Origin of the sequence: Allorhizobium undicola ORS 992 = ATCC 700741 (genome assembly GCF_000621665.1) — a bacterium.
Taxonomy (GTDB): Bacteria; Pseudomonadota; Alphaproteobacteria; order Rhizobiales; family Rhizobiaceae; genus Allorhizobium; species Allorhizobium undicola.
On the sequence record NZ_JHXQ01000003.1, the window covers coordinates 174,950 to 200,364 of the forward strand.

17 protein-coding genes are annotated in these 25,415 nt (G+C 61.1%); 12 read left to right on the forward strand and 5 right to left on the reverse strand.

Features of this window, described 5'->3' with window-relative positions:
* Nucleotides 1–319 precede the first annotated feature (319 nt).
* The 4 genes from T424_RS0104840 to T424_RS0104855 all read left to right on the forward strand — a co-directional run bounded on the left by T424_RS0104840 (nucleotide 320) and on the right by T424_RS0104855 (nucleotide 4,774).
* Nucleotides 320–2,266, forward strand: coding sequence for an acyltransferase family protein (locus tag T424_RS0104840; RefSeq protein WP_051558794.1), 1,947 nt, complete (start codon nucleotides 320–322; stop codon nucleotides 2,264–2,266).
* A 19-nt stretch (nucleotides 2,267–2,285) separates the two neighbouring features.
* Nucleotides 2,286–3,227, forward strand: a complete 942-nt coding sequence (locus tag T424_RS0104845) for a methyltransferase domain-containing protein (protein WP_027486717.1) — start codon at nucleotides 2,286–2,288, stop codon at nucleotides 3,225–3,227.
* Nucleotides 3,228–3,379: 152 nt separating this feature from the next.
* Nucleotides 3,380–4,015: a YitT family protein gene (locus T424_RS0104850; RefSeq protein WP_027486718.1), complete on the forward strand. Its 636-nt coding sequence runs from the start codon at nucleotides 3,380–3,382 to the stop codon at nucleotides 4,013–4,015.
* Between the two features lie 207 nt (nucleotides 4,016–4,222).
* Nucleotides 4,223–4,774, forward strand: coding sequence for a YagU family protein (locus T424_RS0104855; protein WP_027486719.1), 552 nt, complete (start codon nucleotides 4,223–4,225; stop codon nucleotides 4,772–4,774).
* A 103-nt stretch (nucleotides 4,775–4,877) separates the two neighbouring features.
* Here the strand turns inward: T424_RS0104855 and T424_RS0104860 are convergent, their stop codons facing one another.
* The 3 genes from T424_RS0104860 to T424_RS0104870 form a co-directional block, all read right to left on the reverse strand.
* Nucleotides 4,878–7,091: an FAD-dependent oxidoreductase gene (locus T424_RS0104860; RefSeq protein ID WP_027486720.1), complete on the reverse strand. Its 2,214-nt coding sequence runs from the start codon at nucleotides 7,089–7,091 to the stop codon at nucleotides 4,878–4,880.
* A 15-nt stretch (nucleotides 7,092–7,106) separates the two neighbouring features.
* Nucleotides 7,107–8,315 (reverse strand): acetyl-CoA C-acetyltransferase, encoded by a 1,209-nt coding sequence (locus tag T424_RS0104865; protein ID WP_027486721.1) that lies wholly within the window; start codon nucleotides 8,313–8,315, stop codon nucleotides 7,107–7,109.
* A gap of 105 nt (nucleotides 8,316–8,420) precedes the next feature.
* Nucleotides 8,421–10,214 carry an acyl-CoA dehydrogenase C-terminal domain-containing protein gene (locus tag T424_RS0104870; protein ID WP_027486722.1) on the reverse strand — a complete coding sequence of 598 codons (1,794 nt, stop codon included), beginning with the start codon at nucleotides 10,212–10,214 and terminating at the stop codon, nucleotides 8,421–8,423.
* Nucleotides 10,215–10,631: 417 nt separating this feature from the next.
* Between T424_RS0104870 and T424_RS0104880 the strand changes: the two genes are divergently transcribed.
* From T424_RS0104880 to T424_RS0104920, 8 genes are all read left to right on the forward strand, one after another.
* Nucleotides 10,632–14,318 carry a peptidoglycan-binding protein gene (locus T424_RS0104880; protein ID WP_027486723.1) on the forward strand — a complete coding sequence of 1,229 codons (3,687 nt, stop codon included), beginning with the start codon at nucleotides 10,632–10,634 and terminating at the stop codon, nucleotides 14,316–14,318.
* Nucleotides 14,319–14,555: 237 nt separating this feature from the next.
* The gene (locus tag T424_RS0104890) at nucleotides 14,556–15,482 is read left to right on the forward strand and encodes a sulfite exporter TauE/SafE family protein (RefSeq protein ID WP_027486724.1); all 927 of its coding nucleotides are present in this window, start codon (nucleotides 14,556–14,558) and stop codon (nucleotides 15,480–15,482) included.
* On the forward strand, nucleotides 15,479–16,279 hold the full coding sequence (locus tag T424_RS0104895) for a TIGR02186 family protein (protein ID WP_027486725.1): 801 nt from the start codon (nucleotides 15,479–15,481) through the stop codon (nucleotides 16,277–16,279). The genes T424_RS0104890 and T424_RS0104895 overlap by 4 nt, the downstream gene beginning before the upstream one ends.
* Nucleotides 16,280–16,367: 88 nt before the next feature.
* Entirely contained in the window at nucleotides 16,368–18,107 is a 1,740-nt protein-coding gene (locus tag T424_RS0104900; protein ID WP_027486726.1) for an alkaline phosphatase, read from the forward strand.
* Nucleotides 18,108–18,180: 73 nt separating this feature from the next.
* Nucleotides 18,181–18,642, forward strand: coding sequence for a hypothetical protein (locus T424_RS0104905; protein ID WP_027486727.1), 462 nt, complete (start codon nucleotides 18,181–18,183; stop codon nucleotides 18,640–18,642).
* A gap of 1 nt (nucleotide 18,643) precedes the next feature.
* Entirely contained in the window at nucleotides 18,644–19,327 is a 684-nt protein-coding gene (locus tag T424_RS0104910; RefSeq protein WP_027486728.1) for an ABC transporter ATP-binding protein, read from the forward strand.
* Nucleotides 19,324–20,649 carry an FtsX-like permease family protein gene (locus T424_RS0104915; protein WP_027486729.1) on the forward strand — a complete coding sequence of 442 codons (1,326 nt, stop codon included), beginning with the start codon at nucleotides 19,324–19,326 and terminating at the stop codon, nucleotides 20,647–20,649. Before T424_RS0104910 ends, T424_RS0104915 begins: the two co-directional genes overlap by 4 nt.
* 90 nt (nucleotides 20,650–20,739) lie before the next feature.
* Complete coding sequence (locus tag T424_RS0104920) at nucleotides 20,740–22,062, forward strand: histidine-type phosphatase (RefSeq protein ID WP_161712527.1); 1,323 nt, start codon at nucleotides 20,740–20,742, stop codon at nucleotides 22,060–22,062.
* On the opposite strand, the gene pdeM is transcribed toward T424_RS0104920, so the two are convergent.
* Together pdeM and T424_RS0104930 are read right to left on the reverse strand one after the other, a co-directional pair.
* Nucleotides 22,063–22,776, reverse strand: coding sequence for a ligase-associated DNA damage response endonuclease PdeM (gene pdeM / locus T424_RS0104925; protein WP_407921380.1), 714 nt, complete (start codon nucleotides 22,774–22,776; stop codon nucleotides 22,063–22,065).
* Nucleotides 22,777–22,797: 21 nt separating this feature from the next.
* Nucleotides 22,798–25,305, reverse strand: a complete 2,508-nt coding sequence (locus T424_RS0104930; protein ID WP_027486732.1) for a ligase-associated DNA damage response DEXH box helicase — start codon at nucleotides 25,303–25,305, stop codon at nucleotides 22,798–22,800.
* Between the last annotated feature and the right edge of the window lie 110 nt (nucleotides 25,306–25,415).

Genomic DNA, 25,415 nt, shown 5'->3' on the forward strand with positions numbered 1-25,415 from the left:
TAATTCCTTAAATCGGAATCGATCTAAGGTGAAAATCATGCAGCAGATGTAAAGCGTTACAGCGTCCTTTGTGCGTTTGATAAAACGCATGGCGCTGTAGCGAGTAACGGGTGGGACGCGCGGATGGCGCAATCCCAACCGTGGGGAAATACGCGGGCTCGGCCTGATCGCTATCGGCAGCTTCCTGTGCGGCAGAGATAAGCACGCAATTGTGGCGCCGCAAGGGGGGCTCGATGCCATGTCGGGCTTGCCTTTTTTTCCTGATAGTTTAGGTAACTATTCCCAAGGGCGATGGGGTATTTTTTAGCATGGGATTTTCATGCCATTCAATACCGTTGCCAAATCGCTGCATAGCGGCGCCTATCGTCCCGACATTGATGGCATCCGGGCCATTGCCGTGGGGGTGGTTGTCATCAACCACGCCGTTTCGCTGTGGATGCCGGGTGGCTTTATCGGCGTCGATATATTCTTCGTACTGTCAGGCTATCTGATTTCCAAAATCATTCTCGGCGATGTCGAGAAGGGCCGCTTTTCCATCCTGCATTTTTATGACCGGCGCATCCGGCGGATTTTTCCAGCCCTTGTCGTGGTGCTGTGCTGCACGCTTGCCGTGGCGTGGCTGGTATTTTTCGCTGCCGAATACCGGCTGCTTGGCCGTCATGTGGTTTCGGCCAGCGCTTTCTACGAGAATTTCCAGCTCTGGTCGGAAAGTGGCTATTTCGATGCCGATTCCGAAACCAAACCATTGCTGCATCTGTGGAGCCTTGCGGTGGAAGAGCAGTTTTACCTGTTCTGGCCGGTGCTGCTTTTTTTCACGCGCGGCTGGCGGCATGGCCAGCTCGGGGTGATGCTGCTGCTGACAGCGGTGTCCTTCGCAATGAACATTCATTATGTCCACACCGACCTGACGGCGGCCTATTATTCTCCGTTTGGCCGCTTCTGGGAACTGATGATCGGCGCCTTGCTGGCTTATGCGCATGGTCCGGGGCGAATGCCCTTTCCCGCGCCGTTGACGGGCAATATCCTGTCGCTGGCCGGTGTTTTCATGATTGCCGCCGCGCTGCTCCTCGTGCGCTCGACCTCCAGCTTTCCCGGCTACTGGGCCTTGCTGCCAACGCTTGGAACCGCCTGCCTCATCGCTGCCGGCGGGCAGGCCTGGTTCAACAGGGTGGTGCTTGCCTCGCGGCCCTTCGTGTTTTTCGGCCTTATCAGCTATCCGCTTTATTTGTGGCACTGGCCTTTGCTTGCCGTCCACCGTGTCGTTTTCGGCTATCATGTCACCAGCCATGCGCTGGCTCTGGTGGCGCTTGCCATCCTTCTTGCGACATTGACGTTCTTCTTTATCGAGCGACCTTTTCGAGGCCGGGACGAGCGCGTGGCAAAGCCGGTGCTGCTGGGTCTTGCCATGCTTTGCATTGCGGGTTTCGGGTTCCTGGTGTCGCAGGGCCTGGTGCCGGTCCGCAACCATGCCTTCCAGCCCTCGGACAAGACGGAGTGGGATTTTCTGAAGAGCCGCTATCCGCAGATGGGGCCGAATGGCGATGGCATCTATCGCTTCGGCGCCGGGCGGACCGGGCAGACGCTGTTCATCGGCGATTCCCAGCTTGCCCAATATGCAGAACGCATTGCGACGACCATCGATCGGAACGCCGACGCCCACGGCGCCACCTTTTATATCGGCGGTGGCTGCGTTCCGCTGGCCGGTGTCTTCATCGACAGTCTCGAGCGCAAGGACTGCTGGCCGGTGCGCGATCAGGGCTATGCCGCCGCGCTTGATCCGACATATGACCGAGTCGTCATCGGCGCATCCTGGAACTGGTATCTCCTGAACTCGCTCTACACCATCGCAACGCCCGCCGGACCGCTGCCGCTTTCCTCTGCGCAGGGCAGGGAACTGGCGCTGGCCTCGCTGGAAAAGACCCTGCTGTCACTGCGGCGCGACGGGCGGCAGGTGTTTCTGCTGCTTGGCAATCCCATCCTGCACGGCTGGAGGGTTGCTTCGCCAAGCAACCGTATCTTCAACACCCTGCCTGTCAGCGGCAGCCGCATGGACTATGACGAGAGCGAGCAGCAACTGGCCGGGCGCCTGATGGAGATTGCCCAGAGAACCGGGGCTAAAATCCTTGGCCCCTACGGCTCCATCTGTTCAAATGGCTCCTGCGAGGTTATCAGCGAGGCCGGAAGGCCGATCTTCAAGGACTCCAGCCACTTCAACCCGGACTGGGTGAGCGGCGCCGAGATGATCGACTCCACCGTGATGAAATAGATATTGGACCCGTGCTGCCGTGCAACCCCTTCAGCTTTCCTCCGGTGATGTCACTGCTGATCGCCGCGCCGATTATGCCCGAATGCTGGGGGAGGGTGGCGATTTCGCCGCTGCCGCCGAATTGATGGAGCAGGCGCTGGAGCTTTCGCCATGCTGGGCGGCGGGCTGGTTCCAGCTTGGAGAATATCGCCTGAAGGCCAATGATCGGGATGGCGCCGCCACGGCCTATCGCCAGGTGATGGCGCTCGACCCGGCGGATGTCTTTGCCGCAAGCCTGAAGCTTGCCATTATCGGTGCCGGTGAAATGCCGCAGCAGCCGCCAAGCCGCTATGTGGAGGCGCTGTTCGATGAATATGCCGACCGCTTCGAGACCTCGCTGATCGAAAAGCTCGACTATCGGGTTCCGAAGCTTTTGGCCTCGATGATCTTCGCGCATCTCGGCCCGCAGCGCAATTTTTCCCGCGTCGTGGATCTCGGCTGCGGAACCGGCCTGATGGGCGTGGAGCTTGCCGGAAATGCAAGCGCCCTCGAAGGGTTCGATCTTTCCTCCGCCATGCTGGCCAAGGCGGCGGAAAAGGGCATTTACAGCCTTCTCGGCGAGGCGGACCTTTCCTGCGATGCCGATAGCTGCGGGCTGTTTGGAGAGAGAAAGCGCGCGCGCGCCGATCTCGTGACCGCAGCCGATGTGCTGATGTATCTCGGCAATCTTTCAGGGGTATTTTCGCTGGCGCGTGAGCTGCTGGCGCCCGGCGGGCATTTTGCATTTTCCGTTGAAAGGCACGCCGGGCCGCAAGGTTTTGCGCTTGCCCATTCGCTCCGCTACCAGCACAGCCGCGCCTATGTGGAGGGGTGCCTTGGCGAAAACGGCTTCCTGCCCATGGCAAGCGAGGAAACGGTCATTCGCAAGGATGGCGGAAAACCCGTCTCCGGCATGTTGTTTATTGCGGCCAGATCGTCCTGAAGGATCAAATATTGCGATTTTGCCGGCAACCGTCCGAGACGGTGGCTGATCCCTTGAACCCCCCTGATTTTCAGGCATTTTCTGATGGAACGGTTCCTTGTTTCCGTGAAACAAGGAACCGTTCTAAAGACGAAATCGTGGGGCGCAAGGTCATGGCAAATCTGAGCATGTTTGGCATACTGAACCAGAATCCGGCCCGCCACAGCCCTGTGGAGGATGCGCAGGGCATTCTCTGCGGCGCAATGATTGCAGCCCTTGGCCTTTATATCCTTGCCAAGATCGGCCTTGTCACCAGCGGCATGGCAGGCCTTGCCTTCGTGCTACATTACTGGAGCGGCTGGAGCTTCGGTGTCCTGTTCTTTCTGCTCAACCTGCCCTTTTACATTCTGTCGCTCAAGCGGGTGGGTGTGGATTTCACGCTCAAGACATTTCTCGCGGTCGGGCTGACATCCTTTCTTGTCGAAATCGAAAACCGCTTCCTGCATATCGAATCCATCCATCCCGTCTGGGGTGCTGTCATGGCGGGGCTTTTGCTGGGCTTCGGTCTGCTGGCGCTTTATCGCCACCGCGCCAGCCTTGGCGGCATCGGCATTCTCGCGGTTTTCGTGCAGGACCGTTTCCGCATTCCTGCCGGTCTGGTGCAGCTTGCCTTCGATCTTGTCGTCATGGCGCTGGCATTTACGGTCGCAAGCCCCAAGGTGGTGCTTTATTCCTTCATCGGCGCCGTGGTCCTCAATCTCTTCGTGCTGATCAACCACCGCTCGGACCGCTACATCGCACTACGGTAAATCCAGCATCTATAAATTGCATATACTATATAAAAAATCGCCTTGATTGAAATCAAGGTGTGGATGACATGCCTTTGCAATATCGCATCGGGATCGTCTTTTTCTACCATGGGCTGTAAAATGCCAGGTGAAAGGCAGGCGGTTTTGATTGTCGAATTGCGCGTTGAAGGTCCGTTCCGGCAGGATCTTCATCAGGAAGGATGTTTTATGCTCGAAAACCGGGTCAACCGCCAGATCATTTTCTGGACCACACTCATCGGCGGCTTTATCAGTTCACTGGTCAAATGGGGATCGGAGGTCAATATGCCGCCGCGTGTGCCGGGGGAGATTTCACCGCCCGGAGCCCATATCGATGCCTGGCTCGGCGGGTTCGGCATCACGTCGCACTCTCTGGATTATGTCTATCAGGGCGCGACCGTGGCGGGCGCGGTAACGCTTTATCACTGGCTCTTCAGCTTTGCTTTCGCTTTTGTCTATGTGGCCGTCTCTGTCTATTGGCCGAAGATCAGGCTGTGGTACGGGGCCTTTTACGGGCTTGTCATCACCATCGTCATGCATGGCTTTTTCATTCCCTTGCTCGGCTTCCGCAACCCCGTCTACGCGCCCGGAGAAAAGGGCTGGCTGTGGAACCTGAACGGTTATGAATTGTGGAGCGAGATCCTTGGCCATGTCTATTGGTCGGTATCGATCGAGATCTGCCTGATTGCGGTCCTTGGCTTCTTCGCCAGGCCGATCGAGGGCAATTGGGCCACCGAGTAAAAAATCCAGAATATGAGAGAAAAAATCCGGCGGCAGGATCCCTGCCGCCGGATGAAAGTGTGAGTGGCCAAAGCCGATTTCACCGCAAGAACGGTAATGCCAGTCAGGCTGCCACCCGTGCCTGTCCGTAAGGATCGAACCGGCCATAGAAGGTTTCGCCCTTCCCGGCCATGTCCTTCAGCAGTGGCGTTGGCGCAAAATGCGGGCCGTATTGCCCGGCCAGCTTTTCGCACAGCGCCACGAAGGCCTTGACCCCCATGCCGTCTATGTAGGAGAGCGCGCCGCCCGTATAGGGCGCAAAGCCGAAGCCCAGGATGGAGCCGACATCGGCCTCGCGCGGGTCGGTGACGATGCCTTCTTCGACGGTGCGGGCCGCTTCCAGTGCGATGGTAACAAGGAAGCGTTGCTGCAAGACCTTCACATCGACCTCTTGCGCCTGCTTCTGCGGATAGAAATCCTTCAGGCCCGGCCAGAGCGATTTCTTCGCCGGCTTGGCCGGATAGTCGTAGAAGCCCTTGCCGTTCTTGCGGCCAAAGCGCTGTTCCTTCTCCACCATGCGGGCGACAAGCTCCATATGGCGCGGATCGACGGAATTTTCGCCGAGATCGGCCACGGTCGCCTTGAGGATCTTGTAGGAAAGGTCGATGGCCACTTCATCGTTGAGCGACAGCGGGCCGACCGGCATTCCGGCAAATTTCGCGGCATTTTCGATCATCACCGGCGGCACGCCTTCGATCAGCATGTCGTAACTTTCGGCCATGTAGCGCAGCACGCAGCGATTGACGAAGAAGCCGCGCGTATCGTTGACGACAATCGGCGTCTTTCTGATCGCGGCAACGTAATCCAGCGCCACGGCCAGCGCCTTGTCGCCGGTCTGCTTGCCGAGAATGACTTCGGTCAGCATCATCTTTTCGACGGGCGAGAAGAAGTGGATACCGATGAAATCCACCGGACGCTTCGAGTTCTTCGCCAGCCCGGTGATTGGCAGCGTCGAGGTGTTGGAGGCGAAGATCGCCCCTTCCGGCAGAACCGCTTCGACCTTTTCCATCACTGCCTTTTTCACGTCGCGGTCTTCGAAAACCGCTTCGATGACGAGATCGGCAGCGGCAAGGGCGGCGTAATCGGACGTGGGCGTGATGAGGCCTACCAGCTTTTCACCCTCATCCTTGCTGAGCTTGCCCTTGCCGACGGCTTCGGAAACCAGCTTTTGCGAAACGCCGAGCCCCTTGTCGGCGGCTTCCTGATCGCGGTCGATCAGCACGACGGGGATACCTGCGGCAGCCGTGACATAGGCGATGGACGCGCCCATGAAGCCCGCGCCGACCACGCCGACCTTTTTGATCTCGCTCTTCGGCTGGCCTGCGGGGCGGCGGGCGCCCTTGTTCAACTCCTGCATGGAGATGAACAGCGAACGGATCATCGAGAAGGCTTCCGTGGTCTGGACAATCTCGGTGAAATAGCGCTGCTCGATGCGCAACCCCGTATCGAAGGGCACTTGCAGGCCTTCATAGACGCATTTGAGAATGGCAAGGGCCGCCGGATAATTGCCGGAGGTTTCCCGGCGCAAAACGGCCGGAGCAGCAGGCCAGAGCTGGGCGGAGGCGGGCGTCCAGATGCCGCCGCCGGGGGCCTTGAAGCCCTTTTCATCCCAGGGGGCAACGGGCTTCAGCCCGTCCTTGATCATCTGCCTGGCGGCGGGGATCAGTTGATCCGGCTCGACAACCTGATGCACGAGGTTCATGGCCTTGGCGCGTTGCGGCGTCAGCGTCTGGCCGGTGGTCATCATTTGCAGCGCGTCCTGCGTATTGGCAAGGCGCGGCACGCGCTGGGTGCCGCCAGCGCCGGGGAAAATGCCGACCTTGACTTCCGGCAGCGCCAGCTTCACCGATTTCGCATTGGAGGCCACGCGGCCATGGCAGGCGAGCGACAGCTCGAAAGCGCCGCCCATGCAGGTGCCGTTGATGGCCGAGACCCACGGCTTGCCGCAGGTTTCGATCTTGCGCCACAGCCAGCTCATGCGGCCTGCGCCATCGAACAGTTTCTTCACGGCATTGGCCGGATCTTTCGCCCGCTCTTCCTCCACCATGGAAAACATGCCGCGGATCATGCTGAGATCGGCGCCGCCCGAGAAGGAGGATTTGCCGGAGGTGAAGACCGCGCCCTTGATGGCGGCATCGGCCACCACCGCATCGACGATCTTGTCAATCTCGTCCATCACCTCGGCGGTAAAGACGTTCATGCTCTTGTCGGGCATGTCCCAGGTGACGAGGGCAATGCCGTCTGCGTCGGTCTCGACGGTGAAATTCTTGTAAGCCATTGTCATCCCTCCCGATCAGATCCGCTCGATCACCGTTGCCGTGCCCATGCCCGCGCCAATGCAGAGCGTGACGAGCGCGGTGTTCAGATCGCGCCGCTCCAGTTCATCCAGCACGGTGCCGAGGATCATGGCGCCGGTGGCGCCCAGCGGATGGCCCATGGCAATCGCCCCGCCATTGACGTTGATCTTGTCGGTCGGGATGTCGAAGGCCTGGATATAGCGCAGCACCACGGACGCAAAGGCTTCGTTCAGCTCGAAGAGGTCGATGTCCGACAGCGACATGCCGGTTCTGGCCAGCAGCTTTTCGGTCACGTCCACCGGGCCGGTCAGCATCAGCGCCGGATCGGAGCCGATATTGGCAAACGCCTTGATGCGGGCGCGAGGCTTCAGCCCCATGCTCTCGCCGCCAGCCTTTGAACCGAGCAGCACAACGCCCGCGCCATCGACGATGCCGGAGGAATTACCGGCGTGATGCACGTAATTGATCCGCTCCACATCCGGATGCGCCTGAATGGCCACGGCCTCGAAGCCGCCCATCTCGCCGGGCATCTGGAAGGAGGGGTTGAGGCCCGCCAGCGATTGCATATCCGTGCCGGGGCGCATGTGTTCGTCGCGATCCAGAATGGTCAGGCCGTTCTGGTCCTTCACCGGCACGACGGACTTGTCGAAATAGCCGTTCTGCCATGCGTGGGCGGCCCGCTTCTGGCTTTCCACGGCATAGGCATCCACGTCATCACGGGTAAAGCCATATTTCGTGGCGATGAGATCGGCGGAAACGCCCTGCGGCATGAAATAGGCCGGGAAGTTGACGGACGGGTCCATGAACCACGCGCCGCCCGACATGCCGAGCCCGACGCGCGACATGCTTTCCACGCCACCCGCGATCACGATGTCATCGGCGCCCTGGGCGATCTTGCCAGCGGCGAAATTGATGGCATCGAGGCCGGAGGCGCAGAAGCGCGAGATCTGCATTCCCGGAGCCTTGGTGGAGTATCCGGCTTCGAAGGCGGCGGCCTTGGCAATCACCGCACCGGCATCCATCACCGGATCGACGCAGCCCATGATGATGTCATCGACGGTGGCCGTATCGAGCCCGTTGCGGTCGCGGATCGCTTCCAGCGTTTTCGCCGCGAGGCGAACGGAGGGCACCTCGTGCAGGGACCCGTCCTTCTTGCCACGCCCGCGCGGCGTGCGCACGTGATCGTAAATATAGACGTCACTCATATCTCTCTCCCTTGGGCTTCACGCCCGAAATCCTTTTTCCAATCTGGCCAATTGTCTTTACGCATTTCCGGACGGAAAACCGGATTCCACTTTTCCTGGAAATGCTCAGAACGCCTCTGCCGCCAGTTCCATCAGGCTGTCGGCGCCCGCTTCGATGCGGGTCTTGCGCAGGGCCGTCTCGGGCATGATCTTTTCCATGTAGAACCTGCCGGTGATCAGCTTGTTCTTGAAGAAATCCGCGTCACCCGTGCCGCTGGAAAGCGCTTCTTCCGCAGCCTTGGCCATCTTGGCCCACATATAGCCCAGCACCACGATGCCGAAGAGGTGCATGTAATCGGTGGAACCTGCACCGGCATTGTCGGGCTTGGCCATGGCGTTCTGCATGAACCACATGGTGGAGGCTTGCAGGTCGTTCAGGCCCTTCTTCAGATGTTTGGTGAAGAAGGCGAGCTTCTCGTCGCCACGATTTTCCTCGCAGAAGGTGCCGATCTCGTTGAACAGCGCCATGACGGCGCGTCCGCCATTCATGCCGAGCTTGCGGCCTACGAGGTCCAGCGCCTGAATGCCGTTGGCGCCTTCATAGATCATGGCAATGCGGGCATCGCGCACATACTGGCTCATGCCCCATTCTTCGATATAGCCGTGGCCGCCATAAACCTGCTGCGCCATCACGGCGTGGTCGAAGCCCTTGTCGGTCAGCACACCTTTCAGGATCGGCGTCATCAGGCCAAGAATGTCATCCGCGGCCTGCTTTTCCGCTGCATCGCCGGAACGGTGGGCAATGTCGGATTTCAGCGCCGTCCACAGGGTAAAGGCGCGGCCTGCCTCGTTGAAGGCGCGAATGGTCATCAGGGCGCGGCGAATATCGGGATGGACGATGATCGGATCGGCCTTCTTTTCCGGTGCCTTGACGCCGGAGAGCGCCCGGCCCTGAATGCGCTCGCGGGCATAATTGGCGGCATTCTGATAGGCGATTTCCGAAATCGACAGGCCCTGAAGGCCGACGCCGAGACGCGCCTCGTTCATCATCACGAACATGGCCGAGAGGCCCTTGTTTTCCGCGCCGATCAGATAGCCGGTCGCCTCGTCGTAATTCATCACGCAGGTGGCATTGCCGTGAATGCCCATCTTGTGCTCGATTGCGCCGCAGGACACGCCATTGCGCTCACCGGCGGAGCCATCCTCGTTGACGAGGAATTTCGGCACGATGAACAGCGAAATGCCCTTGGTTCCTTCCGGTGCGCCTTCGATACGGGCCAGCACCAGATGAATGATATTGTCCGACATGGTATGCTCACCAGCGGAGATGAAGATCTTCTGCCCGGAGATTTTATAGGTGCCATCGCCGTTCGGCACGGCCTTGGTACGCAACAGGCCAAGATCGGTGCCGCAATGCGGCTCGGTGAGGTTCATGGTGCCGGTCCAGATGCCTTCCACCATTTTCGGCAGATAGGTCTGCTTCTGTTCATCCGATCCATGCACAAGAATGGCGGCAATGGCGCCCTGCGTCAGGCCCGGATACATCATCAGCGCCATGTTGGCCGACGACATATATTCGCCGACGGCGCTATGCAGCACGTAAGGAAGGCCCTGGCCGCCAAACTCGGCGGGAACCGAAAGGCCGAGCCAGCCGCCCTGACAATAGGCGTCATAGGCTTGCTTGAAGCCCTTCGGCACGGTGACGGTGCCGTCGTCCTGGCGTGTGCAGCCTTGCCTGTCGCCGGAAAGGTTGAGCGGGAAAAGTTCCTCTTCGGCAAGTTTCGCCGCTTCGCCGATGATTGCCTCGATCATGTCCGGCGTGGCGTCCTCGAAGCCGGGCAGGTTGTTATAACGGTCAAGGCCGAGAACGGTGTTGAGGATGAAAAGCGTGTCTGCGACCGGAGCCTTGTAGACGGGCATGGGATGCGTCCTCCAAAGTAAGCGGCCGTCTTCCTCCACGGCCTTTGCCCACCAAAATATTGACGTGCGCGTAAACGTCAATACGCAAAATCATAAAGTGATTGGCAGGCGGCCTGCAACCGGATGCCGGAGCATTTCACAAGGCAAGGCTGTTGCCCATGGCCGTTGAACATAACCTTGATATTCCGCTTTCGAATATCTCAAGCCTCTGGCGCATTTGAGATAATGCGTGAGCATCTTCGGGTCTTGCTATGAATGGTTAAAAAAACAAGAATGACGTTAACGGCTTGTTTACTACGTTTGGCAATTCTGCGGCATGAACGACCGGCAGGTCGGGTGAACTGATTCTCTTCATTTCGCACCGCCCTGCTTTCCCTGAATGGCTCCATCGCCAGTGCAAGTAACGGGCTTAAGACAATGAACGGACAGCGCTCTCCATCTCCGAGACACGCAGGCACTTCGTCGCTCGATGCCCTGAGCCGGACGATTGAGGGGCTGGAGGCACGAATCGAGGGCCTGATGGGCAATCTGCCGCGGCAGGAACCGGCTGGCGAACCGCGTGCCGCAAGGCCTGCTTCCCCGGCGCGGCCCGATCCGCTTCCGGTGCGGCCTGATCCGCTGATGGAAATCCGGGAGCGTCAGCGTGCGCTGGAAGCCTCGCGCGCCCGTCCGCTCAACGCTGCGCGGTCCAAACCTGCCGAAACGCGCAGCCCCGCGCCGCCGCTCCGCATGGAGGAGCCCCGCTCGCCCCTGCCAAACAAGACCTTGCCCGCCACACACTCGCCCCTCGCGGGGGCTTTTTCGCCTGCCCCTCGCGAGCCGCTTCCCGACTTTGACCGGATGCTGAGCGGCGCTTTTGCCGATTTGCGTCAGGATCTCGGCCGTGACCTCTCGGAAGGCCTTGCCCGCGAATTGCAGGGGCTGCGCAGCGAAATCAAGGATATACGTGCTCTTGCGGAACAATCGCGCCAGAGCGCCGATGTGTCGGAGGATTTGCAGCGCCTTGCCTCCGGCCTTGCACGGCTGGAGGAGTTTGCCCGTCCGCAGAGCCGTGACCTTCAGGCCGATGTTCAGGAGCTGCGCTCGCTGATCGACGGGCTTGCCCGCGAAGACAGCCTGCGTGGCATGGAAGATCGCTGGCAGGCGCTGGAAAACCGGCTTGAAACGGTCGAGCCGGAAAAGATCCAGCAGGAGCTTCTGGCGCTTGCCTATCGGCTGGACGACATCAAAAGCCAGATTTCCGGGATGAGCGATGCCCGCTCGGTGCGCCTGCTGGAAGGCAAGCTGATTGCAATTGCCTCCGCGCTGGAACATGTCGGCACGCATCTTGAACCCAATGGCCGCGCCGTGCTGGAGCAGTTTTCGAAGCTCGACCGGCGGCTGGATGAGATTTCCCGTGCCATTGCCAGCCATCGCGGCGCAGGTCCGGGCGATCCCCGCCTCATCGAGCGTCTGGAAGACCGGATTGCGGTGATTGCCCATCATCTCGAGCTGATTTCCGAGCGCACCGCCGGTCATGGCAGCGAGGGTCAGCTGGCGGATCGCATCGATGCTTTGTCCCGCCGCATCGAGGATATGGCGGATCGTCAGGCCGGGCATCGGCTGGAAGAACGGCTGGACATTCTGGCCGCCATGCTGGAGCGGCCGCAAACCACCGGTCTGGAGCCGGAAGTCACCGGCTATCTTGCCGATATTTCGCGCCGGATCGATGCCATGGATCATGGTGCGATGAGCGAGCGGATGATGAGCCAGCTTGCGAGCATTTCGCAGCGGCTTGACGAGCTTGAGCGCCAGCCGCAGCCCATGCCCGATCAGACGCTGCTTGCCAGCATGGACCAGCGGCTCTATTCCATCGCCGCGCGTCTGGATGAAACGGTGGCGATTTCCAGCCACGACAATTCCGCTCTGGCCGGGCTGGAGCAGCAGATCGCCCATCTTTCCGCCCTCATCAATGCCGCCCCGCAGCAGGATGCCTCCTTCGGCGCGGAGCTGAATGGCCGTCTGGCGCAATTGGAGGATTATCTCTCCAGCAGCGACGAATATGTGGTGGAGGCAGCCCGGCAGGCCGCCGAAGCGGTTATGGAAAATTATAGCCGTCAGGCGCATGGCTCGGGTGATCAGACTTCGGAAATGCTGGGCGTTCTCGCCGGGCACCTGCGCCAGCTTGAGGATATTGGCCGGGGTAGCGACGAGCGCAACCTGCGCAGTTTCGATGCGCTTCAGCAGACCTTGCTACAGATTGCCGACAAGCTGGAGCAACTGGAGCAGGCAACCCGGCAGAGCCTTCCGCGCCTTGCCGAGCCTGCGGCTTCGGAAGTGCCCGCGCCCGTGCCCGCCTCGCTGGTCAAGGCAGCGCAGCGCGAAATCGAGGTCGCCTTTCAGGGGCCGCCGGACATGGGTACCGTGGAAAGCCCCGTGCCGGATGCCGCCGCCTCGAAGGTGGAAACCGAAACGCCGGAAGAGGCAGAGAGCGGTTCGCCCCTTGGCCGCATGGTCGGTCTGGGCCGCAAGCTCATGGCTCGTGGCCGCAAGGAGGAGGCTGGCGAAACCAGACCGGCGGCGTCCATCGAACGTCAGATGGTCGATGATGCGCCTTCCATCGATCCTGCGGATGTGTTGCCGCCGGAAGAGGCCAATGAGTTGCTGGAACCCGGTTCCGGCACGCCGGATGTGCGCAAGATCCTGGAAAAGGTTCGGGCGCGGCAGGCCGAGCAGGCCCGTGGGGCAAGCGCCCGCACCGATGACAAGATGGATTTCATTGCCGCTGCCCGCCGCGCCGCTCAAGCCGCCGCCCAGGAGGCAGAACGCGGCAGCCGCACGGCGCGGATGCCGCTTTCGCGTGAGGTTCAGGGCAAGGCATCGGCCTTTGCGAAATATCGTCGTCCCATTCTGATGGCGGTTGGCGCGCTCTTGCTGGCCGCGATGGTGTTGCCCATGGCCAAAAACATGATCGCGGGCAAGCAAGCGCCTGAACCCGCACCTGCTCCCGTGCTGTCGCAATCTGTGCCTCAGGCCGCGCCTCAGTCTGCCCCTCAGGCCGCAGCCGCTCCGGCCGTGGCCTCCAGCGAGAATGCGCAGGCACCGGCGCCGTCTTCCGCTTCTCCCGATCCGGCAGGAGCCGCCGGGGGGCTGACGCCCGAGCCGCTGAAAGCGGCTGCCGTCGAACCCGTGGAGAGCGTCGAGATGGCTGCGCCGGACGAGGCGCCGGTTGCTCCCGCCGCCCCGCAGGCCGAGGTTTCCGGGCCTGCCATCGAGGTGCCAGCCGAAATCGGGCCTGCCTCCCTCGTTGCCGCCGCCAAAGCAGGAGATGCGGCTGCCTTTTACGAAATCGGTTCCCGCTATCTTGAGGGCCGGGGCGTGACCGCCGACCATGCAAAGGCGGCGCAATGGTATCAGCGGGCGGCCGACAGGGGCCTTGCGCCCGCGCAATACCGGCTGGCAGGGCTTTATGAAAAGGGAACCGGCGTTTCCCGCGACCTTGGCCGGGCCAAGGCGCTTTACCAACAGGCCGCCGAGGCTGGCAATGCCAGCGCCATGCACAATCTGGCCGTTATTTATGCCTCCGGTGCGGATGGCAAGCAGGACATGGCCCTTGCCGCCGAATGGTTTGCCCGCGCCGCCGAGCAGGGCGTTGCCGACAGCCAGTTCAATCTTGCGGTTCTCTATGCGCAGGGCTCGGGTGTGAAGGCCGATCTGGAGGCCTCCTACAAGTGGTTTTCCATTGCCGCCAAGGCGGGCGACAAGGATGCGGCTGCCAAGCGGGACGAGCTGGTCAAGGTGCTGAAAGCCGATCAGCTGGGACGCGCGCGCGCCGCCGCCGATGGTTTTAAGGTCAAGACCGGAAATGCCGACGCCAACACGGTAAACCTGCCGGATGCCTGGGTGGGCAAGGGTGTGACCACCGGCAGCGTGGACATGGAAAAGGCCATTCGCAACGTTCAGGCCATTCTCAACCGCAACGGCTTCGATGCCGGGCAGCCGGATGGCAAGCTTGGCCCCAAGACGGTCGCGGCCATCAAGTCGTTCCAGACATCGGTGGGGCAAGAGGCAACGGGCAAGATCAACAACGATCTGGTGAAGGCGCTGCTGTCACGCAACGGATGATACCAGGGTCATTGAAGATGAGCCTTGGCATGATCGGGCAAGCGGGGCTTGCCATCATGGCAACCAAATGGTCATAAAAGCCCTGTAGCTTGGCTGGATGCGCCGTGTTTGCGCCGCCTCCGGCTTTTCCTTGAATCCGACGCGATTTAAGGTTCTGACGGTCATGAACATCGAAAAACGTGAAGCAGAGGTGCTGCCTTCCGGTCTGGCGGCTCATTTTCAGTTGCGGGGACGCGCGTGACAATCTACCTGCCCATTGCGGAATTGTCGGTGAATATCTTCATCATTCTCGGCATGGGTGCGGCTGTCGGTTTTCTTTCCGGCATGTTCGGCGTAGGCGGCGGCTTTCTCATCACGCCACTGCTGATTTTCTATAATATTCCGCCGGTCGTGGCGGTGGCCACCGGCGCCAATCAGGTGGTTGCCTCTTCGGTATCGGGCGCCATCACCCATTTCAGGCGCGGCACGCTGGACATGAAGCTCGGCACCGTGCTGCTTGTCGGCGGTCTGGCAGGGGCCTCGCTCGGCGTGGTGATCTTTTCCTGGCTGAGACGGCTTGGGCAGCTCGATCTCATCATCTCGCTGCTCTACGTCGTCTTTCTCGGCACGATCGGCGCCTTGATGCTGATGGAAAGCCTGCGCGCCATGCGCCGGGCAGCAAAAAACCAGCCCGTCAACCTGAAGCGTCCGGGCCAGCACAACTGGGTACACCGTCTGCCCTTCAAGATGCGCTTCAAGAAATCCAGGATCTATCTCAGCGTCCTGCCCATCATCGGCCTTGGCTTCGGCATCGGTATGCTCACCTCGATCATGGGCGTGGGCGGCGGCTTCATCATGGTCCCGGCGATGATCTATCTGCTGCGCATTCCCACCAATGTCGTCGTGGGAACCTCGCTGTTCCAGATCATTTTCACCACGGCCTATACGACCGTGGTGCAGGCCGCCACCAATTACTCGGTGGATATCGTGTTGGCCTTCCTGCTGATGATTGCGGGCGTGATTGGCGCGCAATACGGCGTGCGCGTCGGGCAGAAGCTGCGCGGCGAGCAATTGCGCGCCCTGCTGGGTCTTCTGGTGCTGGCGGTTGGTCTGCGCCTTGCCATCGAGCTGGTGATGACGCCGGACGATCCCTTTTCCATCGTTCTTGCAGGGTCGGGCCGATGAGACGCCTCGGTCTTGCCCTTTGCGCCCTTCTGCTGTTTGCCACGGACGCGGCGGCGCAGGTGCCTTATCTTTCCGCCGGCAATCCCGTCCGCGAAACGCTTGAAATCGGCACCTCCACAAGCGAAATTGCCATTACCCCGGATTTTCGCGGCGCCGATCTGACGGTTTTCGGCGCGCTTGGCAATGCGGATCAGTTGCTGCTGGCGATCGGGCAATATGATGTGGTGGTGACGCTGGAAGGTCCGCGCGAAAACAGCATCGTGCGGAAAAAGGAGCGGCTTCTCGGCATCTGGATCAATCGCCAGTCCTTGAATTTCGAGCGCGTGCCAACCTCGTATTCCATCGCCACCACCCGGCAGATCGAAGACATCGCGCCGCGCAATACGCTGACGGATCTGGGCATCGGCGTGGATTACCTGCCACTCACCCCTACCGGCTATATTGGCGGCAGGGTCAATATCGGTGAGTTCCGACAGGCCTATCGGCGCCTGCAACAGGCCGGAGGGCTTTATGCCCATGAAAGCTCCGGGGTTCGTTTTGTCAGCGCCAACCTGTTTCGCGCCAGCCTGAGATTGCCCGCCAACATTCCCGATGGCGTGCATGTGGTGCGGGCCTATCTGTTCAAAAGCGGTGAATTCGTTTCGCAAAAGGAGCTGCGCCTGCGTGTCGTCAAGACCGGCCTTGAGCAGGCCATTACTGACGCGGCCCATAACCAGCCGGTGCTTTACGGCATTTTTGCCGTGTTGATCGCGCTGATTACCGGCTGGCTGGCCAGCCTGATCTTCCGCAAGTCCTGATTTTTGCAATTTTCCCTCTGTCACGCGCTTGTCATGCGTGAAGACTAACAGGGCCGTGCAATGTCAACGCGAACTTCGGGAACATGTTATGCGCGCTTTGCTTATCGGCCTCGTGGCCACCACTGCCCTCTTCGGCGCGTCCGCCCATGCGGCAACCGTCTACCCGCTCGACCGGGCAACCATTCTCAACGGCTCGCCTTTCGATTTCAAGGTCGAGCTGAAATCCGTCGTCAAGCCGGAAGATGTGAAGATCACCATCAACGGTCAGGACTACAAGCAGATCCTTGGCAGCCAGGCCGAATTCGTGGCCGAGGAAAAAGGCAAGGAAGACAAGGTTCTGGGCTCCGCCCTCATTCTGCGCGGCGCCAAGCTCAAGGCTGGCTCCTACAAGGTTGAAGTCGCCGCCGGCGACGAGAAGAAGACCGTGACCTGGGACGTTTATGAAACGCCCGCCAAGCCGAAGGCAAAGAACATCATCTTCTTCCTTGGCGATGGTCTTTCCGTTGCCCACCGCACCGGCGCGCGCATCATGTCCAAGGGCATGACCGAGGGCAAGGCCAATGGCCACCTCAACATGGATACGCTGGACCGCATGGCCTTTGTCGGCACCTCGTCCACCAATGCCATCGCGACCGACTCCGCCAACACCATGTCGGCCTACATGACCGGCCACAAGACCGCGGTGAACGCGCTTGGCGTTTACGCCGACCGTACGCCGAACCCGCTGGACGATCCGAAGGTGGAAACCATCGCGGAAGCCCTGCGCCGCACGACCAAAAAGTCTATCGGCATTGTTTCCGGCGCCGAACTGGAAGATGCAACGCCTGCCGCCGTGGTTGCGCATACGCGCCTGCGCGCCGAAAAGGCCGCTATTGCCGAGATGATGTACGAGATCAAGCCGGATGTGCTTCTGGGCGGCGGCTCGGCCTATTTCCTGCCGAAGTCCGTTCCGGGCTCCAAGCGCAAGGACGACAAGGATTTCATCGGCATGTTCAAGCAGGCCGGTTACGAGATCGCCACCGACAAGACCGAGCTTGCCAATGCCAAGGGTGACAAGCTGGTCGGCCTGTTCCACACCGGCAACATGGATTCGGTTCTCGACCGCGATTTCCTGAAGAAGGGCACCGTGGACAAGTTCCCGAACCAGCCGGGTCTGGTGGACATGACCAAGGCGGCGCTGTCGCGTCTTTCCAACAACAAGGAAGGCTTCTTCCTGATGGTCGAAGGCGCCTCCATCGACAAGATGTCCCACCCGATGGACTGGGACCGCGCGCTTTACGAAACCATCGAATTCGATCAGGCCGTCGGTGTCGGTCTCGAATTCCTGAAGAACAATCCCGATACGCTGATCGTCGTTACCGGCGACCATACCCACGGCATTTCCATCATCGGCACGGTCGATGACGACAAGCCGGGCACCGAAATGCGCGAAAAGGTTGGCGTTTACGCCGATGCCGGTTTCCCGAACTACGAAGACAAGAACGGCGACGGCTATCCCGACAAGGTGGACGTATCGCGCCGCCTGGCCGTCTTCTCGTCCAACTTCCCCGACTATTACGAGACCTTCCGCCCGAAGATGGATGGTCCTTTCGAGCCGGCGATCCAGAACGAGAAGAAGGAATATGTCGCCAACGAGGCCTACAAGAACGTGCCGGGCGCCGTTTTCCGCGAAGGCAACCTGCCGCGTAGCGCCGATACCGCCGTTCATGCCGTGGATGACATCGTACTTCAGGCCACCGGCCCCGGCTCGGAAGAGTTCAAGGGCTACATGGAAGAAAGCGACATCTACAAGGTGTTGGCCGACAGCTTCGCGCTTGGCGCCAAGTAAGGCCTGATAATGCGTCCGGGCAGGGCATGAGGCCGTGCCCGGACATGTCCGTTTTGACTTCGGGAATAGTTCGATGGTTTACCGCCGCCCTCCGACCGCGACCCGCAGAGCCTGCCTTGGCATGATGATGGCCATGCCCTTCCTGGCGCGGTCGGCCTTCGCCGCCCCTGTCTCCATCGATTTCGACCAGCTTTACGGCAAGGTCGGTGTGTTGGGACTGGAATTTTCCGATCTCGTCAAGCAGCAGGCTGGCCGGATCGTGACGATGCAGGGCTTCATGGCGCCGCCGCTCAAGGCCGAGGCCACCTTCTTCGTGCTGACCGAAATTCCCATGGCGCTTTGCCCCTTCTGCTCCTCCGATGCCGATTGGCCGGACAATATCGTCGTGGTCTATCTCGACCGCAAGCAGACCTTCGTGCAGCCCAGTGCCCGCATCGCGGTGACGGGAAGATTGGAAATGGGCTCCTGGACCGATCCCGACACCGGCTTTGTCAGTCTGCTCAGGCTGCGCGATGCCGCTTACAGCGTGGTATGAGATGCTTGCCCTTCAGATTGAAAACCTCACTGTCACCTATCGCGGCCTTGCTGCTCCGGTTCTGTCCATTCCCGCCTTCAGTCTCGGCGCTGGCGCCGGATTGGCCGTAACGGGGGCTTCCGGCTCCGGCAAGACCACCTTCGTCAACCGCATTACCGGGCTCGAGCCCGTGGAGAGCGGCCATGTGCGCTGGGGTCATGAAGATCTCGCGAAGCTTTCGGAAGGTGCGCGTGACCGGTTCCGTGCTGCCCATATCGGTCTGGTCATGCAGGATTTTCATCTTTTCCCCGGTCTTTCGGCGTTGGAAAACGTGCTTTTGCCGGCCCGCCTTGCCCGTGTTGCAGGCCGCGCCGAGATTGCCCGAGCCGGTGAACTTCTCTCGCGCTTCGGCTTGAAGCGCCCCGATCAGGATGTGAACACCATGTCGCGCGGAGAAATGCAGCGCGTGGCCGTGGCGCGCGCCATGCTGCGCCGCCCCTCTGTGATCGTGGCGGATGAGCCGACGGCAAGCCTCGATGCACAGGCAGGTGCCGCCGTCACCGATCTCCTTCTCTCGGCGGCAAGCGAGGAGGGGAGCACCCTCATCGTCGTGACGCATGATCCACGCCTGATGGCGCGCCTGCCGCAGAAACTCGAGCTGGCGGGTGGCCTGATCCTTGCCGACCATTCCGGAGAGAAGGCATGATCCGTTTCATTCTCGCCGATCTGCGCCGCCTGTGGGCGGGCGCGCTGGTTATCCTGCTGCTGGTCGCGCTTTCCGTTGGTCTCGGTTTTGCCGTGAGCCTGCAAGAGCGGGCCTTGCGACTGGGAAGTGCGCGCGCTGCCGATAAATTCGATCTGGTGATTGGCGCTGCCGGTTCCGAAACGCAACTGGTGCTGTCTTCGGTGTTCTTGCAGCCTGCGCCACTGCCGCTGCTTGGCGGCGATGTGCTGGCGAAATTGCAGGCCGATCCCCGCGTGGAATGGGCCGCTCCGGTTGCCTTTGGTGACAGTTTCATGGGCTACCCGATCGTGGGTACGACAACGAAACTCATCGAAAGCACGACGAGCGGCTATGATGGCGGCCGGATTTTCGCCCATGAAGGCGAGGCGGTTGTCGGCTCTGCCGTGCCGCTCAAACCGGGCGATACCGTCAAGCCCATGCATGGTACGGCGGAAGAAGGCGGCCATACCCATACGGAACTTGCCTACACCGTCACGGGCCGTCTCAAGCCGACAGGCACGGCCTGGGATCGCGCCATTCTGGTGCCTGTTCAGGCCGTATGGCATATTCACGGCCTTGGCGACGATCACGACCATGACCATGAGGAGAGCGGAGGCGATGACCACGCGCATGAGGGCGCCGGGGATGATCACGACCATGCCGATGCTGGCGCACCGGTCCAAGCCGAAGACGACCATGACCATGACCATGAGCATCACGGCCATATCGATGCCGCTGCGGCGTTGAACGAGGTCTTCGATGCGCAGGATCCCGGCGTTCCGGCCATTCTGGTGAAGCCGAAAAGCGTGGCGGCCGCTTACAAGCTGCGTCAGGAGTTTCGCGGCAATGGCACCGTTGGCGTTTTCCCCGGTGAAGTGCTGACCCGGCTTTATGCGACCCTTGGCGATGCAAAGCTCGTGCTACAGGCTGTGTCCATTGGCGCGCAGGTGCTGGTGGCGGCGGCATTGCTGCTGTTGACCGTGGTGCATATCGGCCAGCGGCGCAAGCAGATCGGCGCTCTGCGTGCTTTCGGTGCGCCGCGTCGCGCCGTGTTCGCCATTGTCTGGCTGGAGCTTTTTGTGCTGATGCTGGCAGGCATAGCGCTTGGCGTGGCGGCGGGCTTTGGCGCGGCGGGCGTCATCTCCCGTCTGGCCGAGGCACGCAGCGGTTTCAGCCTGCCGGTTGAATTTGCCCGCGAAGATGCGGTGCAGCTTGCCTGCGTGTTGCTTTTTGCCGCCGCGCTCTCCGTCATTCCAGCACTTATGGCCTATCGCCAGTCACCGGCACAGGCTCTGCGCGGGTAGGATTGTTATGTCATAACACCATCATGATGGCGGGGTAGAGACGGGCCGTTCGCCCGTCTTTCCCCCACCGGGCCATAATGGATGATTATGATGAAAGCCCCCCGAATTCTTGTCAGCTTCCTGCTGTCTCTTTCAGTCCTGCCCGCAGCCGCGCGAGCGCAAAGCCTGACTCTCGACAAATATGTCGTGATGATGCGCCATGGCGTGCGCCCTCAGACCAGCCTCAAGGAAATCGAGCCCTTGTCGTCGAAACCCTGGGCAAAGTGGGATACGGCAGACGGTCAGCTAACCCCGCATGGCGCGGAGGCCGCAAGCCGTCTTGCCGCCTGGGAAGGGGCAATGCTGCGCCAGCGCGGCCTGTTGGCGAAGGAGGGTTGTCCGGCTCCAGGCACGGTGTTCGGATGGGCCAACGGCTCGGTGAAGCGCACCATCGATACCGGCAATGTCATGCTCTCCACGCTCTTTCCCGGCTGCGGGCTGACGGTCGGTTTCAACCGGACCGATGACGTGGATGTTCTCTACGCGCCCTCGGATGCAAAGCTCGGTGCCGTCGATCCGCAAAAGGCCAAGGCGGCCATTCTGGAGGCGGCTGGCGGCGATCTTGAAAAGCCCCGTGCCCGTGCCGCGACCTTGATGAAGGAGCTGGACGGCATTCTCGATTGCTGCGCGCCGAGCCTGTGCGACAACACCGCCAATGCCTCCGCCTGCACCTTGTCCGAGCGGCCCTGGGCCATCAAGGTCAAGGAGGCAAAGGGCGAAAAGCCAGCCAGCGTCGAGGTGGCGGGGCCGTTGAAGGAGGCCGGCACCGTGGTCCAGGTTTTCCTGCTGCAATATGCCAATGGATTTCCCGCCGATCAGGTGGCCTTCGGCAAGGCGCCGACGGCGGAGGATATTATCCGCCTCTCCGAGCTGCGGCAGATCAAATATGATGTCAGCGTGCGCGTTCCCTATCTGGCCCGGCGTGATGGGTCGAATATCCTCAATCAGCTTCTGCTGGCGGTGGAGGCGGACCCTGCCAAGGGCGCTGTCAATGACGGCCCGCCCAATGCCCGTCTGGTGCTGTTTGCCGGATCGGATACGCAGCAGGCGGAAATTGCGGCCATTCTCGGCCTGCACTGGCATATTCCGCCCTATACCGACGACGAAACGCCGCCAACCGGCACGCTTGCCTTTGAGCGTCTGCATGATGCGGCGGGCAAGGCCTATGTGCGCCTTCGCTTCATCGCGCCAAGCCTTGACCAGATCCGCAGTGCTGCCGTTCTCGACGCTGCCCATCCGCCCTTGCAGGCCGAGATCGCCATGCCAGGTTGCGAGGATCAAACAGTGGAGGGGGCCTGCCCGCTCGATCGCTTTCTGGCGCTTGCCCGCCCGAAACTGGACATGAGCGCCGTCGGGCCTCAGGCCTATCACTGATTATTCCCGGAGATTGCCAAAGCGCACCGCATAGACCCGGTCGCGCCCCAGGAGATGGGCCACAAGGCTAGGCTTCGAAAACAGCCCGGCAAAGGCCTTGTGGCCAAGATCGAGCCCGCCGGTGGTAACGCCAAAGGCGGGCATGACAAGGCGCTGGCCATCATTGGCAAAACAGCTGCGGCGCACGGATTTTCCCTGTCGCCGCACGGTTGCCGCCGGGTGCAGGTGGCCGGCGATTTCGCCCGTGGCCACACCTGCCTGCGGCTCGTGCCGGAAGGTTAGTCCGCCATAACTCAATATATCGGCATCCATTCCCGGCAGGCCGGTAACACCGTCGGGATCGTGATTGCCGTTGATCCAGATCCATTCCCGACCCTTGGCAAGGCCGGTCAGCGACTGGCGGAAGGCGTCCGGCATCAGCGCCGATCCGGCGCGGTCATGAAAATTGTCGCCCAGGCTGATGACAATGGCGGGATTGTAGCGGGCAAGCACGGCGTCCAGCTTTTTCAATGTCGCCAGCGTATCGTAAGGCGGCAGCAATTGCCCGCGCCGGGCAAAGGCGGCCCCCTTTTCAAGATGGAGATCCGAAACGACCAGCAGCGAAAGCGAGGGAAGATAAAGCGCGCCGGAAAGATCGCAGACGGCCTCGATCCCGGCAATCTGCGTCTGTGTATGGCCTGTCATCTGCTCCTGCACGGTGATCCGCGCCGTCATCAATCCTGTCATCCGTTTTGGTCATCCCATCGCCTCGGCGATCAGTTCCTTTTCGGCAGCTTCGGCCAGAAGCTCGTCCTGCGCTTCGCCGGAAACGCTTTCACGGCCGATTTCCAGCATGACCGGCACGGCCAGCGGCGAAACATGCTCCAGCGCCTTATGCACGATATGGCCCTTGATTCGCTTCAGCATATCGCCAAGCCGCCTGAGGTCCAGAAGTCCCGTTGCCGCATCCATGCGGGTGGCCTGCAACAGAATATGGTCCGGTTCGTGACTGCGCAGCACGTCATAGATCAGATCGGTGGAAACCGTCACCTGACGTCCGGTCTTTTCCTTGCCGGGATGACGTTTTTCAATAAGGCCGGCAATGATGGCGCAGGTGCGGAAGGTGCGCTTCAGCATGGCGGATTCATCCAGCCATGCTTCGAGATCATCGCCCAGCAGGTCTTCCTCGAAAAGTTCGGAAAGCTTCAGCCTTCCCGTGGCGATCATGGCGCCCATGTCCTGCAAGCCCCAGACGGTCAGCGCGTAATCGGTGGCCACGAAACCGAGCGGCCTTGCCCGCAGCCGCTCCAGCCGCCGGGTCAGCAACATGCCGAGCGTCTGGTGCGCCAGCCTGCCTTCGAAGGGATAAAGCACCAGGTAGAATTTCTTCGCGCGCGGAAAGGTTTCCACCAGCAGGTCGCCGCGCCGGGGCAGCATGGATTTCTCCCGCTGAATTTCCAGCCAGTCACGCACCTGATCGGGCAGGGCGGCGCGGCGGGCGCGGTCGTCCAGCATGGCGCGCACCTGATCGGCCAGATAGGTGGAGAGCGGGAACTTGCCGCCCGCATAGGCAGGGATTTTCGGGTCTCGGGAAGTGGCATTGGAAACGAGGCATTCACTTTCGCGGATGCCCTCGAAGCGCAGGGTCTTGCCGGAAAACAGGAATGTGTCGCCGGGGGTGAGTTGTTCGACGAAATATTCCTCCACCTTGCCAAGCGTCATGCCGCCCCGGCCGAGAGAGCCCAGATGATTGCGTTTGGCAAGCCGCACATTCAGCATCGCCTCTTCGACAATGGTGCCGAGATTGAGCCGGTATTGCTGGGCAACCTGCGGATTGGATACCCGCCACTTGCCTTCCTTCGTCTGGCGAATGCGGGCATAGCGTTCATAGGTTCTGAGCGCATAGCCGCCGGTGGCGACAAATTCGACAATGCGCCGGAAGGTGTGGCGGGACAGGTTGCGATAGGGCAGGGCGGAAGTGATTTCCGCAAAAAACGCGTCTTCATCAAAGGCCTCGGCGCAGGCCATGCCCAGCACGTGCTGGGCCAGCACGTCCAGCGGCCCGTCTCCCACACTCTGCGTATCCTGCGCGCCGAGATAATTGGCGTCGAGTGCTGCCTGGCATTCCATCACCTCGAAGCGGTTGGCAGGCACCAGAATGGCGCGGCTCGGCTCATCCATGCGGTGATTGGCGCGGCCGATGCGCTGGGCCAGACGGCTTGCTCCCTTCGGCGCGCCGACATGGATCACGAGATCGACCTCGCCCCAGTCGATGCCGAGATCGAGCGTGGAGGTTGCCACCACCGCCCGCAGCCGGTTTTCCGCCATGGCCTGCTCCACCTTGCGGCGCTGGCTGACATCCAGAGAGCCGTGATGCAGGGCAATCGGCAGGTTGTCGTCATTGATGGTCCACAGATCCTGAAACACCCGCTCGGCTTGCGAGCGGGTGTTGACGAAGATGATCGTCATGGAAAACTGATGGAGAACTTTATAAACGTCGGCAATGGCATAGCGGGCGGAATGGCCTGCCCAGGGAATGCGTTCCCCGGTTTGCAAAATGGTGATGTCCGGTTTCGCCCCGCCAGCCACCGTTACAAGACCGGCGAGGTTTTCGCTTTCTCCGGATTGACCCACCAGCCAGCGCTGCAATTCCGGCGGATCGGCCACGGTTGCCGAAAGGCCGATGGTTTGCAAGGCGGGCGCCAGCCTGCGCAGCCGCGCCAGCCCCAGCGAAAGCAGATGGCCGCGCTTGGACGTGACGAGCGCGTGCAACTCATCCAGCACCACATAGCGGAGATCCTTGAAAAAGCGGGCGGCCTCGCCATTGGCGATCAGCAGCGCCAGCTGTTCCGGCGTGGTCAGCATGATGTCGGGCGGGTTGAGCTTCTGTCGCTGACGCTTGGATTGCGGCGTATCGCCGGTGCGGGTCTCGATACTGACGGCAAGCCCCATCTCCGAAACGGGCTTCATCAGGTTGCGCTCAATATCGACCGCCAGCGCCTTGAGGGGCGAAATATAAAGCGTATGCACGCCGCGAAAGCCCTCGCCCGGCGCCTTTCGGCCGCGTTTCGACAGATCGGCCAGGGCGGGTAGAAAACCGGCAAGCGTCTTGCCCGCGCCGGTCGGGGCGATCAGCAGCGTGCTTTCGCCCTTCTGCGCCCGCGCCAGCAAATTGAGCTGGTGGGGACGCGGCGTCCAGCCCTTCGCGGAAAACCAGCGCAGGAAAACAGGCGGCAGCGATGCGGATACGGGCTCTTCGGTCACGCAGGTAGAGATACCGCATGTCGCGCAAAAGTGTAGAGCGGTTTTGCGATAACGACATGCGGGGAAGAGAGCATGTCGCGCAAAAGTGTAGAGCGGTTTTGCGATGAGGA